The 14,899-nt window shown below is 46.2% G+C and carries 13 protein-coding genes; 1 reads left to right on the top strand and 12 read right to left on the bottom strand.

All coding sequences use genetic code 11. The annotated features are described in order from the left end of the window. Positions 1 to 3: 3 nt before the first annotated feature. From F5984_RS23655 to F5984_RS23630, 6 genes are all read right to left on the bottom strand, one after another. Positions 4 to 1,131 carry a PDDEXK nuclease domain-containing protein gene (locus tag F5984_RS23655; protein ID WP_152126697.1) on the bottom strand — a complete coding sequence of 376 codons (1,128 nt, stop codon included), beginning with the start codon at positions 1,129 to 1,131 and terminating at the stop codon, positions 4 to 6. Between the two features lie 17 nt (positions 1,132 to 1,148). Beyond that, on the bottom strand, positions 1,149 to 2,987 hold the full coding sequence (locus F5984_RS23650) for a DUF262 domain-containing protein (protein ID WP_152126696.1): 1,839 nt from the start codon (positions 2,985 to 2,987) through the stop codon (positions 1,149 to 1,151). A 10-nt stretch (positions 2,988 to 2,997) separates the two neighbouring features. Continuing rightward, positions 2,998 to 5,880, bottom strand: coding sequence for a helicase-related protein (locus tag F5984_RS23645; RefSeq protein WP_152126695.1), 2,883 nt, complete (start codon positions 5,878 to 5,880; stop codon positions 2,998 to 3,000). Next, on the bottom strand, positions 5,877 to 6,587 hold the full coding sequence (locus F5984_RS23640) for a DUF6577 family protein (RefSeq protein WP_152126694.1): 711 nt from the start codon (positions 6,585 to 6,587) through the stop codon (positions 5,877 to 5,879). Before F5984_RS23640 ends, F5984_RS23645 begins: the two co-directional genes overlap by 4 nt. Positions 6,588 to 6,815: 228 nt before the next feature. Continuing rightward, positions 6,816 to 8,150 carry a toprim domain-containing protein gene (locus F5984_RS23635; protein WP_152126693.1) on the bottom strand — a complete coding sequence of 445 codons (1,335 nt, stop codon included), beginning with the start codon at positions 8,148 to 8,150 and terminating at the stop codon, positions 6,816 to 6,818. Positions 8,151 to 8,168: 18 nt separating this feature from the next. Beyond that, on the bottom strand, positions 8,169 to 9,314 hold the full coding sequence (locus F5984_RS23630) for a replication initiation protein (protein ID WP_152126692.1): 1,146 nt from the start codon (positions 9,312 to 9,314) through the stop codon (positions 8,169 to 8,171). Positions 9,315 to 9,915: 601 nt separating this feature from the next. Here F5984_RS23630 and F5984_RS23625 point away from each other — a divergent pair. Then, on the top strand, positions 9,916 to 10,653 hold the full coding sequence (locus F5984_RS23625; protein ID WP_246169341.1) for a hypothetical protein: 738 nt from the start codon (positions 9,916 to 9,918) through the stop codon (positions 10,651 to 10,653). 1,092 nt (positions 10,654 to 11,745) lie between these two features. On the opposite strand, the gene F5984_RS27055 is transcribed toward F5984_RS23625, so the two are convergent. The 6 genes from F5984_RS27055 to F5984_RS27050 form a co-directional block, all read right to left on the bottom strand. After that, on the bottom strand, positions 11,746 to 11,838 hold the full coding sequence (locus F5984_RS27055) for an IS3 family transposase (RefSeq protein WP_152126691.1): 93 nt from the start codon (positions 11,836 to 11,838) through the stop codon (positions 11,746 to 11,748). A gap of 15 nt (positions 11,839 to 11,853) precedes the next feature. Further along, positions 11,854 to 12,261, bottom strand: a complete 408-nt coding sequence (locus F5984_RS23615) for a DDE-type integrase/transposase/recombinase (protein ID WP_152126690.1) — start codon at positions 12,259 to 12,261, stop codon at positions 11,854 to 11,856. Positions 12,262 to 12,374: 113 nt separating this feature from the next. Continuing rightward, the gene (locus F5984_RS23610; protein ID WP_152126689.1) at positions 12,375 to 12,500 is read right to left on the bottom strand and encodes an IS3 family transposase; all 126 of its coding nucleotides are present in this window, start codon (positions 12,498 to 12,500) and stop codon (positions 12,375 to 12,377) included. Between the two features lie 191 nt (positions 12,501 to 12,691). Continuing rightward, positions 12,692 to 13,294 carry a transposase gene (locus F5984_RS23605; protein ID WP_185155630.1) on the bottom strand — a complete coding sequence of 201 codons (603 nt, stop codon included), beginning with the start codon at positions 13,292 to 13,294 and terminating at the stop codon, positions 12,692 to 12,694. Positions 13,295 to 13,355: 61 nt separating this feature from the next. After that, entirely contained in the window at positions 13,356 to 14,075 is a 720-nt protein-coding gene (locus F5984_RS23600) for an IS110 family transposase (protein ID WP_152126687.1), read from the bottom strand. Between the two features lie 404 nt (positions 14,076 to 14,479). Further along, positions 14,480 to 14,761: a Tn3 family transposase gene (locus tag F5984_RS27050; protein WP_394367449.1), complete on the bottom strand. Its 282-nt coding sequence runs from the start codon at positions 14,759 to 14,761 to the stop codon at positions 14,480 to 14,482. Positions 14,762 to 14,899: the final 138 nt, after the last annotated feature.

Raw genomic sequence — 14,899 nt, 5'->3', positions numbered from 1 at the left:
CGTTTAGTGGATGGTGGGGTCTGATGGGTTGGGTAGATGGCCGGTTTCGCGCCGGATAAAGTTCAGGAGTTGCTCCCGGTTGGGGAGTTGGGCCATGTATGTTGATACAAACAAATCGTTGCTCAGGCCGCTGGTCGCATATTCCACCAGCGTTTCGTCTTTATCGGCACACAGAATGATGCCCACGGGCGGGTTATCGCCTTCTATCATTTCGTTGGCCTTGTAGTAGTTCAGATACACGTTCATCTGCCCGGCATCGGCATGGTCGAAACGGCCGATTTTCAGGTCGATCAGGACGTGGCAACGCAAGATGCGATGGTAAAAAACCAGGTCGATCCGGTAGTGGCGATTGTCGAAACTGATTCGTTTTTGACGAGCCTCAAAGCAGAATCCCCGACCCAGTTCCAGCAGGAAATCCTGTAGGTGAGTGATGATCGCTGTTTCCAGTTCATTTTCTGAGTATTCCGGCCGTTCTTCCAGCCCCAGAAACTCCAGCAAATACGGATTCCGTATCAGATCGGATAGCCCTGCTGGCTTGTCTTCCTTTATTCGGCCAATTACGGCGGCTTTATCGGTCGAAAGGCCGGTTCGTTCGGCAAGCAGGGTGGTTGTGGCCCGGGCCAGTTCGCGTACCGTCCAGTTATTTTTCAGGGCCTCCACTTCATAGAATCTACGACGAAGCGGGTCTTCCACGCGTAGGAGTTCGGCAAAGTGCGTGTACGTCAGCTTATCCAAAAGTAACTGAACATCGAGTGGTGGCACCCCCTCCTCCGCTGCCCGGATACCTGTTTTTGGTTGGGGTAGTTTCTTAATAAGCTCTTTGTTAGCTAATTGTAATTTGGCAATCACTGACTGCCAAATCTCTGGATACGTTAAATAGAACTGACGATATTGCCGTAGGGTCCGGTCGGCCATTCCTTTTATTCCACGCTGTTTCAGTTCGGCTGACAAGCGTTTCAGAAGTTGCTGCCCATAAGCTGCCCGGTCTTCGCCGTTTTGCTCAAACTCAACGATGTACAGCCCAAAGAGCCAGTTCCGAAGGGTCATCAGCTGATCAGCCTGCCGGGCCGCCTGTACACTGAGTTGTTGGTGCAGGCTTTCAAGGTTGTGGATAAGGGTGTCGAATTGCATGGTAAAAAGGTGTTGGGTTATTTCCAGATGACTGCAATCATTTCGAAAAGTAGTCGGTGGCGCTTTTCCAACTCCTCTGGCCCAAACTTGTTGAATGGCTCAAAATGAAGGTTAAACGTATCCATCATCTTGTCAAAGTCTTTCTTCGATTTATAGGAGTCTTCCCTGAGCGTTTCATTCCAGTAAAGCGTATTCGCATAGCTTTTCAGCTTTTGAGAGTACGACTCATTGTTACTCGATTGATTGTCTTTTCCCTTCAATAATAGAAGCCCACCTAATCGATTCCGCTCACGTTCAAATAAATCAGGATCATTACCGAAAAGCTGGCGATTTTCATCATTTTCGGCAAGAATATGTTCGATGTGAAAGCCATTAACTGACCCCGTTTTAGTTACGAGATCATTAATGGACTGCTTCATATTCTGTTGCGTGTTTTCGCTTATAAATCGCTCGATTCTTGCGAAGAAGTAGCGTTTGAAGCGCTTTTCTAATTCGATTCCAGTTTCTTTAAACGCCCCATACGTAAGTACCTCGCCATTTGCAGAACTTTTGACATTTTGTAGCAACTTCTTAAGTACGTCGTCAAAAGCTGTTCTTATGCTCTCGACGCCGTTATCCCGTATAGCTTTACTGATGTCGTATATAGCTCGGTTAAATGCATTGCTATCATAGCCTCGCTGTAGTTGCAGGAGGCAAAAAAGGCGGTCAACGTGATAGGATACCTCTTTTACTTTTGTTATTTCGTCAGGGTCATCTAGTTTACAAGCGGACAGAATAAGTAGTAATTGACTGTCCATATCAGTCAGCCCATTGAAGTAGACAAATGGCTGTTGCGGAGATTCTTCTTTACGCCATTTCCAAAGTGTGATGTAAAGATTGGTGAAGTATCGAAAATCATGAAGAAGAAAATCAGTTACCCGCTGGGGATTGTGATCAAGTTGTAGCACCTCATTCACTTCCGGAGTGAACATTGCTCTGTGATAGTCGTTGTCAAACGTCTTTCCTTGCGCGGTTGTATCAGCAAGTTTTGCCTTTAGATAGTAGATAAAAAATTGGTCAATTTCATCATCTTTAAAGGCATTAATTGCATTAACCTGATTGTCCCAAAGCTCATTCAGTTGCAGAGAATCTAACTCTTCTTTGCTGACTTGTCCCAAAAGCTTACCCTTAAGAATTTCATATGGTTTAAGACGTACACCACGGTCATTAATGACTTCAAAAACCATGGGCACATCAGTCTGTTCTACATGTAAATTGATAAGTACTAAGCGCTGAAGAAAGTAATGAATGAAAGTTTCAGTGCGTTTATCAGAAGTTAATTCTTTATCAAGAAACTTACTGATGGTTTCATAATTAGAAACCATGTTCCGGGCGGTAATCCCTGAGTCAATTGCAATTTCTTTTGCAGGCTTACCTTCATAAAGATCTTCAAGAGTTGTTAAATGAGCTTCATGATTCATCCAGAATTGTATACCACTGCCCGAATACCCGAGAATTTTCCCTTTAATCCACTCCTGAAGGTGTATTGAGAAAACGGCTTTATGCTTTAACTTAATCAGGATAAGGGTCAGAGTCGTCAACCGTTGTTGACCATCAACGATATACGTTTTGTCATCGATTGCATTAGTGACATAAGTATTCAAATAATACCAATTGTATTTAGTCACTAACTGTTTTGGTGGTAAGCTACTTCCAGAGTGCTCTTTATAGCTCTTATTGAATTGATAGAAAATATCATTCAATAGCCTTTCCACTGGTACATTCGTCCATTTATATTGCCTTTGGTAGAAATCAATATAAAATGGTGTACCAGCGAAAACTTTGTCAATACTTTGTTTGTCGGGTTGAATATCCATTGTCTACAAATTATTCAGGATTGTAAAAAACGGCCAGAACGCGTAGATACGAGTCGTTTTTAAGCGAACTCAAATCGCGGTAATACTGCCCCGACTGATCGAGGATGGTCGTGATCTCCCGCTCGTTTCGGTCGCGCTGTACCTTCCGGAACCCTGAGGCCGCCGTATCGCCAAACTGAAGCTGAAGTTGTTGGGTGGCATCGGCCCGCCAGCGGTCCAGGTGTTGCTGGTAAAGGGCAAGCTGTCCTTCGCGTCGTAAGGCTTCCTGCTGTTGTTGCTGCTGCATGTATAATTCCTGGCCAAAACCGATGGCATCGGGCAACAGGCTTTGCAGGTGGGTAATATGCTCATCAGGCATGAGCTCGGTATAGAGTTTATCCGCCAGCCGGTAGCGGGTCATAAAGGTCGACAGGGGTTCGGGCCGTTCGCGCAGAGCCCCGTCGAGATAGGTAAGCGTGACTACAAAAAACTCCGATAGCACCGGTTGCCCCAACTGGTTTGAGACCTGCCCATGCAGCACGTACGAAGCCGATTGAGCGGGTAGCTGACGAAGCCGGGCCACCAGGGCCTGAGCCTTGTCTACGCTGACCGCCAGCTTGTTGAGCAGGTAGCGGATCACCGGATGCCCATCAAACATGGGCTGAAACCTGGCCCACTCGCCCCGCCGGTTGCGTGACTCGGTGATGCTTTGCTGCACCAGTTGCCGGTCGGTAGTGAGCCGGTAGCAGTCGGTCACGTCGGGTTTGGCTTCGGGCGGCAGATCGTAGAGCAGCCGGTTCAGATCGGGGGTATTGGTCAGTTCCAGGTAGGTGCTATCGACCCAGGTAGCTTCCGATGGCTTCAGTTGTCCCACGCTCACGAGCTGTTCGGTTAGTTCTCGGTAGAAGGCACTGTCCGAAGGGTAAAAGCTCGTTGTCTGCAGCAGAGCGGGCTCCGAAGCCGATGCTGCGCTGAGGGCCGGGGTGGTGTCGTCTTCGTCGGCAAACAAACTGCTGAAATCCAGCTCAATGTCGGCCACGGCCTCTTCGATATGCTCAAAAACGGCCGTGTCGGTATGGAGCAAGGCGTTTTCGATTACTTTTTCCTCCTGCCGGGCATCGTACAGCTTCATCACTGAGCCCACATCGCCCAGCGTGCGGTAGACTTCCTCTTCCTTGCGGGTCAGGTTGTCGATAATGGTCAGGTCGGTACGAAGGCCGCTTTTGGGCGCGTTCGGGTCAGTGGGTTGCTGCCCGGCCACCTCGGCCACCAGGTAGTAAATGAATGGCGGCAGGGTTTGCCCGTATCGGTCGATCCGGCCGTTGCGCTGTTCAAGCGTGATGAGCGACCACGGAATGTCGTAGTTGATCATCTGGTGGCAGAAATAATGGAGATTTACCCCCTGCGAGCCGGCATCAGAGGCCAGCAACAGCCGTATAGGGGAGTCTTTCTTACCAAAATCTTCGACTACAGCTTGCTGCTCTACATCTGATAAACTGCCGCTAAAGAGCGTAACGCGGGTTTCGTCCAGCCCGAAAAGCTGGGTAAGCCGCTGTTGCAGGTATTTTAGCGTATCGATGCGCTCGGCAAAGATTACAAGCCGGTTGTCGGCCTGTTTGCCCCGCCAGTTCATGCTTTTCAGAAGCGCCACTAGCCGGTCGAACCGCGCATCACGTTGCTGGTCGATCAGCTCGTCCAGATCGCTCAACAGCTCTTCTAGCTCGGCCACGGCTTCAGCCCTGGGTTTGGCTCCTCCCTTTAGTTTAGCCAAGCGGTTGGTAATGGTTTCTTTGGCCGCACTGGGTGATGATAGGTAAGCCTTAAACAGCCCAATGGCAAAGAGTTTATCGGTACGCGAATCATCGTGCAGCGCCTGAATTTTGAGCTGTTGCTGTTTCTCCAGAAACGATACTTCCTCCGGGTACAACTGCGTCCCCAGCCGAACTACTTCCCGTTCCTGAAAATTGGCCCGCACCCCGGCATCCTGAATATGGTGCTTGAACCGCCGGACATAGTAAGGCTCCACGTCGGCCTTTCCATACTGCCCCGAACGCGGAATAGCGGTAGGTTCGATAAGCCGGATCAGGTTGGCAAAACTCTCAGGCTTACCATTGTGGGGTGTGGCTGACAGCAATACCAGTGATTCGCACTGATTGGCCAACCGCTGGGCCAGTTCGCCCCGTAAACTTCCCTGATTGGTGACGGTATGGCACTCGTCAATTACGATAATATCCCAGCGCGACCGCTCCACGAAATACCGAAACCGGGCGTTATCCTTGAGGGTATCAATCGAGATAATGGTTTTGTCGTAGTAATCGAACGGATTTTTGTTCAGGGGTAGATCGGCCCGTATACGGGCTAGGCCGTCGGAGTCGAGCCGTACGAGCGGAATGGAAAATCGGTGCCAAAGTTCCTGCTGAAACTGCCCCAATACGGATTTTAGCGCCAGTACCATGATGCGCTGACCACGCCCGCGCCGGATGAGTTCGGTGAGCAGAATACCGGCCTCAATGGTTTTGCCCAGGCCTACGCCATCGGCAATAAGTAGCCGGGGCCGGGGGAGTCGCAGCGCCTTGAGAGTTGGCTCCAGTTGGTAATCGGACAGGTTAAAGGCGGCTTTATGGGCGAGGGTAATTCGGTCGGATGTCTGACTTGCCTGCCGAAGCGCTGTTTCGAGGAACAGGCGGGTCAGGCGGTAACCGCCCTCGCGGTCAGGTCGGAGTGTAGTGTGGGCGGGATTTAGCTCAGCCACATCGGTATCGAGAGCGGTATCGAAACAAAAGGTTTGTCCGCGTACCAGTTCGCTTATCCCTTCGGCATCGAGCAGGTAATGGGTACCGGATGCTTTAACGCTGGTAATGAGGAAATCTTCGCCCCGAACACTGATTCGGGAGCCAATAGAGAACGTTGTCAAGCGGATTGGGTGGATTGAAGGTTGAAAAAAGGTTGCAGGTAGTTTTCTATGTTCGGTAGCTGATGCCGACGGCGGGCATACCGTCGAAGCCGGTCCAGATTCAAGGCAAACCGACTATTGAACTCCGTGTACATATTAGGAAGCTCCTCGGCAAACAGGTCGAATATCTTGCGGTCCGCAACCAGATCAACCAGGATCTTCTCGGCGGTCGGCACGATGAGGCCATTACTGTCCTGCTGAAGTGGAGCTTCACTAATGAGCGGCTTGACCAGCAGACAAACAGACGAATCCGTGTTGTAACGTTGCGCCAGTCTTATATCTTCCGTTCTGAGGGTAGGTGCCTTTTGTAGCGTACCACCTCGCTGCCTGCGCAGAATGGCATCCAGCACGGTATCCACCGCATCACGCTCCGTCTCAACCAGCCAGTATGTCACAAAAGGCTGTTGCACCGTAAAGCTGTGTACAGCGGCCGTCGACCACAAACAGGTGGTCAGCAGGGGGAACTGCTCACCCAATGACTTACCCAGTCTGGTCAGTTCATTAGGTAGAGAAGGAACAAACCGCTTTTGAGCCTGAGACTGCCCAGCAACTTCGTATCGCCCTCGGCCCCGCCTGATTAATTGACCGGTTTCATGCAACGTATGGATATACCAGTCAAGGGTGGAAGTTGCCGCATTCGGATATGCTTGCTGAAGTGCTACAAGCATATCCGAACGCTGTACCAGACTGCTTGGCTCAAAAGCCTGTAGTATATTCCTTATCTGCATAATTCTTTTGTGCCCAAAAGTTGGCAAGTATAGGCGAATGTGCCAAATTTTGGTAGTAATTTATGAAGATTCGTTACGTAAATAATTTATAGTTTCATGGCATAGCATACAGGAAATGCGATTACAACTTCTAAGGGCTTGAGCTGTGGGTATAGCGGCTGGTACTTCTTATCTCTTGTTTATGGAGGCTAAATCTTCGTTGAAGTCTTTATGAAACGCTTTGGTAATCATAATTTGCCTGTCATGTCCTCTTAGTCTCAGTAAGCCTTGGTTAAAAGTCGATAAGGCTGCGACTGTTTTGGGGATGCTTACTGTAATCTTATCCTCAGTATAGAATATCTGTATTCGTTTCCCACTTGTTTCAACCTTATCATTAAACTCCTCTATGACAGCTAGAAGTGCTTCCTTGAGCGGTTGGTGAGGGCTGGTGATAGGTAGTACATAATCGATTTGATCAGGTGCCGGAGAAGCCTGTGTCAAGGGAAATTGAGCCCGGATTATTTGCTCGATGAATTGGAGATCGTACAGACAACCTTTTACATCGTTGTCAAAGGCCACATGAATTTTAAAATCGGGTGTTTTCTCAATAGCTACAATGTAGTGCAGTAGTGTCTTGATTTGCTGTGGTGTGAGCTGACCACCTACAGAAAAGTAGACAGAATCAAATCGATTATCTCCTCTTAAGAGGCGGAGCTGACAATGTGAGAGAACATCAATTACACTTTCCATTATGAAAAAGTGTGATGTTTTGGCTGGCGGATTTGAAACGAACACACTGCTATTGCGGTCGCTACCAGGCGCATGTAATTTTATAGTTTGATTCCGGATTTCCAGCCCAGTTACGCGGGTTGACTGGCCATTGTAGTACGGAAAGGCAACGTTCGAAAACTGTGTAAATTGATGATTAGGGTTAGATTTAACGGTTGGCAGATCAACCGTCTGACTTGTGGCAGCATCGTAATAGGTAACCTGAGTTACTACTTTACCTGTAAACTCGGGACGGTTTAGCGTTTCAGGGGTGATATGTCTTTGAGTCAGAAAATTATCCTTTTCCAAGGGTCTAAGGTCAAAGTCAGCGATATTGAAGAGACGTTTAGGGCTAGTTACATTATCTGCGAGCTTCTGTTCCGGTTTTGATTGTGTTGGATCAACCCGTAAATAGTCGTAAAGTACTTTTGTAATATTTGTCAGAGAATGCTCATCAGGCTGATTGTAAGCTGAGAAGACTGTAGTAAGCCGGTTCCGAATAAAATCAACGATAGTGCCCGAGTCAGAAAAATCTCCAGCACGCTGATACACTTGTACATCAGCGTGATTAGGGTTTTTAATAATGATCGTGTCGTTATAGCCAGTATGCTCCAGAACAGGTCTGGATTTGCCTTTCTGACGTTTTAGTTCATACCCCCAATGTAAAGCTAAGTCGATAATGGAAACATTAGCTCGTAATTCTGAAATAGGAATTAGGTTAGGATAACGCTCTCTTAATTGATTAAACTTAGACATACCATAGCCAGTAATTCGTTATCTTCCTTCTTCCGGGCTGTTTGAAAATGGGAACAAACCACCGAGCAAATCTCCAACTGAACAAGTGGTTCCTGTTCTGATGTCAGGACCATTTGCAATGAATGACAGTTGGGTGCCTGTACCTTGCGGGTGTTGCTTCTGCGTGCTCTTTTGGGATTTGTTCTCACGAACCTGATCAAGGCCAAGTGATTTCACTAAATAGGCGGTGGGATTCTTGACATTAGAGCGTACACCGTTTGACAACTCTGAGTGAACACGGAAGAGTGTTTCTAGCTTCTCAATATCACTCACGATTATATCTTTCTGCCAATCCTTAAGTTTGTAATCAGACATCAACTTGTAGGCAATTTGAATGGCTTCGTGGAGTGGCATGTCACGGATCTGTCTACGATCCTGCTCAACGGCTTCTGCTGCTATCTGCTCTGTGGTCTTGATAAAGAACTTGAGTGCAACGATTCGTTTTCCTTCTTTGCGGGCCGGCTCCCAATCAATTATCAGCTGCGCTTTATTTTGCAACTCCCTTTGTGCAACCGATAATACGTTCTTGCGAAAATCATTGTAACTGTAGCTATCAGGGACGTTTAGGACAAGGCGCAGTTCAGCTATATCATAGATAAATTCACGTTGCCCTCTGTGGTAGAACATTGACACGATCTCAAACAGACGCTGAGCGTATACAGAGCTTAACGACAGCATAACATCTATATCGTACTTAGTATAGCGCTGTCCAAGCTCCGCAAAGTAAGGAATTACATCTGCGAACATCGTCAGCTCAATGACCCGGCGACCATTTTCAATTAGAGACCGGATTCGAGGAAAAGGGATGATGTAATCAAACTGCTCTTCCTTATCACGACGATATCCAATTCGTTTAAGTTGTAGTGATTCAGCAGCCGCTGCAATCTGATCGTACCGAACCTTCGTTAACTCTGAGAACGGAATGTGGACTGTTACATTGAGCCCCATTGGTAACTCTTTTTTCACAGCCATTAGACCTATACGATTGACAACTAATACAACTATCTTTTTTTCCAGTTCCGTGAACTCCTGCTTCGATAGTGTTAAGATGTTAGGCTGATAGTTTGTTGTGTGCCTGGTAAAGTCAAATAGAGTTAAGGCATTTGCGTCTGTAGTCTTCGCCATATCAGAAACATGAGTACATTCAAAGATACAGAAAAAGGAGGTTACTTTGTACAAACTCCTTTTTCTGTGTTCCTCTTTTTATGATACCTACTAAACCTCCTTTTTCTCACTTTTCAGGAGAAAAACTTTGCCAGCTACACCTACTAAACCTCCTTTTTCTCTAAAAAAGCATCAAGATAGCCTCGGTTTTTCACGAAAAATAAGTATACAATACTACTAAAGTATTGTATTAATAGAATGTATGTAAACGCATTTGAAATTACACGCGATAAATCAATGAAATATTTTGTTAATGACTAGCTTCATCTACCAAACCTCCTTTTTCTCGGAAGGCACCTACTAAACCTCCTTTTTATGACCTACTAAACCTCCTTTTTCGACCTACTAAACCTCCTTTTTCTTGATTCTCAAACCTACTAAACCTCTTTTTTCGACCTACTAAACCTCCTTTTTCTATTTGCAACATTATGATTTTCAGTAGTTTATAGACCTCTTAAATATCAATCAAAAAAAGGATAAAGGTTAAAAAAGATCAAACCTTATTGGAAAGGGGAAAGAGAATGTGGAAAACTTTTTTATAAATTTACCTTTATGGTAAATAATGGAAACTTTGAATACTAGCATGATAAAGAAAAGAAACGAAGAAGCGCCCCTTGATGCACTCCGCATATTACTTAAAACGCAACATGTAGAACTTACCCCAATTGTGAACCAGATTAGTGCTTTACCTATAGACGATGAATTGGAGTACTATTTTATACCTATGGATTATATGAAAGAGTATAGTCCATACTACCGTCCCGGACAACCCTACAAAAATTTAAAGCTCATCAACTTTAACCGCCCTGCTATATCCCTCTCTTTTTTTAGCAAACACAAATATTCTATTGTAAAAAACCCTCCTAAAGATGAGGTTTTACTACATCTCAAAAACTATCGAGATGAACTGCTTAACTATTCCCTATTCGAGCAATTAAGCAGAAGTAAGCAGCAGGAATTGCAACGCGTTGATGAACTCTACCGGTCTTTACGAAATAATCCAGGCGGCTACGAGGCATGCTTGTCTAACTATCACCACTATTACAAGTATTGGTATTGTGCTTGTCGCTATTTCGAAGATGCTACATTGACAAAAACAGGAACACTTAGTGAGCACATGCTAAAACATACGGGAAAAGCCAAAGGGCAAATAAATGAGCGTTTAAACATAATATTCATTGACCCAAAGTATATAACTCGACCTGTGCCATATGATAACAAACTTGTAGATCGAGAACTGGCTAATTATCCAACACGATTAAAGTTAGGTACAATGACGCTTTACATACGTGAAGGGTAATCCATTGCTGGGTTGTCTTGCTGGAAGTAGAGATAGTACATACGCCCCATCGTAGTCGTGTGTGAAACTAATATTCTGCAACGTGAGAGTGTTCAATAAAGTGTGTCAAGTTAGCTAATCACAACTTGACACACTTTATTGAACACTCTAGGCTGGGCGTACCCATCAATACCATTATTCGGATGCATCTAGACTATGGACATTATTCTTCACTAAAAGAGTAATTGAAGAAGCGGAAAATTTCTTCGCAAACCTATATTGATTTTGTACGAAACACCGTTCCCTGCATAAAAAATGGGTGTAACTACCGCAATAGCCTAATGGTGATTTGCAACTTATAGTTAAAAGGTACATAGCGATACCTCCAGCTACTTTTGTCTGCACTGCACTAACTACTAACGATGGAAAATTCATACCGGTAAGTTCAGGTGGAGCAGTATATTCAGATCAGAGGAGCAGTTAGTGGGGATCTGATAGCTGCAACAATTAAACCCAATGAATCCGAACAAGAATAGTCTGCTATTGAGCAGAATGACATGGCCACCGACTAACTTGTCGAGGATATCAAGCTGATCAATATCGATGCACTCGTAGGTTTGTCAGATAGAAAGGCACTGTTTTGCAGGAAAGTGATCTGTCGAACGGCAAAGTTGAGTTTGACGTCAACAAGCTGTCCAACGGTATTTATTATGCCTACAAAAGGTAAGCGGATTCGAACGTAGAGCAAGGCTAAGCATCAATTTATTAAGTCGCGAATGACAAATACCACGTTTATAAATGATCTTTCATCATTCATAAGACAGTACCCAGCGAGTCGCGTTATTGAAATTAAAAGCTTGACGGAGTTTTGATCTGCCAAGCCAATTGAACCACTAACGGTTGCCGACGTAATTCGTTATAGTCGACTGCAGTACAGGCCACCTTAGATGTAAATCCATTAGTTGGTGTGTTTGGGGCTTATCAACTTGAAGAGTACTACAAGTTAAGAAGGATCAATCTCAAAGCGATGACGGTTGATGTTTGGTTCGGCAAAACTGGGGTGGTCCCGTTTGGCCGGACACTTTACTTATGAGAGTTTAACTGACTAGTTTGTTAATATTGGTTTTCAAAATCAATTGGTGAACGGTAGCCCAGCGATGAGTGAAGCCTACGGACATTATAGTACCCCTCAATATAGTTAAACAACTCATTACGGGCATATTATAAACTGATAAAACAGCCATCCTCCAGCAACTCGGCTTTTAAACGGCCCCATAACGACTCGCCATGAGCGTTTTGGTAGGGATTATTGGTTTCCGCCATGCTCTGCCGGCAGTGCCATTTATCGAGCCGCTTTCGGAAATGGTAACCAAAATACTGACCACCCCGGTCTGAGCGGACGATCAAACCTGGTTTAGGTTGACGTTGCTTAAGGGCCTGGTCAAAGGCCTGCACAACCAGGCTTTCTTTCATGTGCTTGTCGATCCACCAACCGACGATCCGACTAGAATACAGGTCCATCCAACTGGCTAAATAAGCACAATGCCCATCAGCTAAAGGTAAATACGTAATGTCGCCGACCGCAACGGCGGCCCGGCCAAGCTTGATTAGGAGCAGTAGGTTTGCCATACTCAATTAAGCGGTTGGGACAGGCGATTAAACCATGATTAGAGTTAGTCGTTTGGGGTATGAAACTACGGGACGGCCGGCCGCTGCCGCTGAATGGCCCGCCAGCCCTGCTCTTACATCAAACGACGTACCCAATGTCGACCGGCCTTTACTCCCTGTTCCTTCAGCGCTTCCACCACACGACGGCTGCCGTAGCGGCGGGAGTTTTCCCAGAAAATTTTATCGATGGCGGTAGTCATGGCTAGATTGCTGTCTGACAGAGTAAACGTTGTTCCATTACGATACGTGTAGTATGCGGTTTTGCTGACATTCAGTGCCTTACAGAGTAATCGTACTGAAAAATTGGTTTCTTCAGCCTCAATAAACTGGTAAGTCTAAGTCAGGTTTGTCGGCTGAAAATAGCCAAGGCTTTTTTCTGTACAACTCACTACTACGTCACTGACAACGAGTGCTTTGCAACTAAGCGATCTAACTCTTCTTTGCTCAGTTGAAGCGCGTGCAGCTTTTTATCCAAGTGCTTCAACTGTACGGCCCGCTGTTTTTCTCCATTCACTTCCACTCGTTCCTTATGGTACGCTTCGGCTTTGGTGAGCATGTTCCAGATGATCACCGCCAACTTGCGGGCCGTGGCGATAATGGCCGCTATCCGGCCCTTCTTAAAGGCAATGCGCTTGAAAAAAGGCGTTAGTTCGTGGTCCTTTTGGTTACCAATCGAATTAGCCGCATGGCGCAAGGCCTTGGCGATGGTGTTTCGACCAGAAGGTCGGCGATTACTGATGACTTTACCCCCACTCACTTTATTATTGGGAACCAGGCCCAGCCAGCAGGCAAAACTTTTCGCATTTGGAAATTTGTGAATGTCATGACCCAAGCTGGTTAACAGGCACAGCACCGTATTATAGCTGATACCCGATACGGCGAACAGATCGGTTCTAAAGTATTGATAAGCCAACCGCGAGAGATTAAAGCCAGGGGCATGTTTACCAGCTCGTTTGCGGTGTGTCTTGAGTTGCTTCTGCTCGTCGGCCGTCACTTCGATTGGAGGAGCATACTTAATCAGAAACGTTTCAATAATTTTGTCACATTCCTTGATTTTATCTTCGTAGAGCCGGTAAAAATCTAGTGAGGCCCGCAGCTCGAAGAGTAGTCGCTTCGGCGCTCCGATCCTCGCGCCACCAGCCTTGCAAAGCGTGGCCGATCTCCTGACGGGATTTTTTGACCCGAACACTAACAAGAGAAACTAAGTGTTCAGGGTCATGCTGCCTCGCCAGAATAGCCTCAATGACAGCCATTCCTGACTGACCGGTGATGTCATTAAGCACCACATCCAGGCGAATATTCATCAACCGGAGTGCCTTCTGCATCTTATTGGAGTAGCGGGCTGACTGCTGAACCAGATGCTGACGATGGTAATAGTAGGTACGTAGCTGTTGAAAAGTATCACTCAGCAGTAAACTGCCTGATAGCAAGCCAAGGGAATGTAATTTCTGAATCCAGATGCAGTCAATAACATCCGTTTTGCGTCCCTTGACGTTCTTGGTCTGGCTACCACCTACTAGCAAGACCTCAAAACCCGCTTGCTGAAGTGCATTGAATAGAGTTTGCCAGTAGCTGCCAGTGCTCTCCATGGCAATAGTCGTGATACCATGTTGACGTAAGTGGTCAATGAGCTGAAGGTGATCGTTAGTGTAAACTCCGAATTCGCGCACATTGTCTTTGTTTTGATCAATAGCGACCAGATGGCTCCGTGAGCCCACATCAATCCCGGCTGCATGGGGGTGAATAATTCGGAAGCTGTTTTGGCTGTTTCCCATAGTGCATGACTTTTTAGTGACTTCTGGGAGCGCACCGTGACTGTAAGAGTTTTCTGTACGGGATTCGCCGAAGCGATCACCAGCGCATTCACCAAATACTTTTCGGGAAGAAAAGCATCGCGCGCTCCAGCCCAGATTTTAAGGGAGGACTCAATTAAGTACCAGTAAAAGCGAGAGGCTTGGTTCAGAAAGTCGGTTAAAGGTAAGACTTCTGGCCGGAACGTAAGTTGTAGTGGCTATTCAACAGCGTAGGCGCTGTACAACGATTTTAGGATTTCGCGCTCCATCTCACTTTGGCGCAGTTGTCGGCGCAGGTTATCAACTTCTTGTTGAAGGCTTTGCTCAGTTTTCTTTTTCCCTTTGCTATTGGTGGGGGGCTGCCCACATTCGTACGAAATGTTCCATCAAACTGGTTTTGCTTCCTCCTTTAAGAGTTGACCCAATTCTAGACTGACCAAATTTCGTAACGTGCCTTCCGAAAAGTCATATTCGCCTTGAAAATTGATATGTTTCCAACTCAGCGGAGCTGTATCAGGCAGACCGCTTAACAGTTGACTGCGCTCAAGGGGATTCAATTCCTGGAGTTTTTGAGAGATATGCAACATATTCCAGCACGTCATCGCATTGATTAGCAACTGCTTACTGCGAGCCATCACGAGTAGGTCTTCCTTGGTGGCATACCGCACTAAACCGTTTTGAGGTTTTTCTTACAAATGTCCGGAAAACGGCGTTAGTAAACTACGCTTTTAGTTTTGAGGCATAATTTATACACTGTTCTATACGAAATTTCCAGTTGCCTTGAAATAGGGTTCTTCTGGTCCGCC

The organism is Rudanella paleaurantiibacter (genome assembly GCF_009184635.1).
GTDB lineage: Bacteria > Bacteroidota > Bacteroidia > Cytophagales > Spirosomataceae > Rudanella > Rudanella paleaurantiibacter.
Note: the sequence above shows the minus strand (reverse complement) of the source record. Positions and strands in the feature narration are given on the sequence as shown.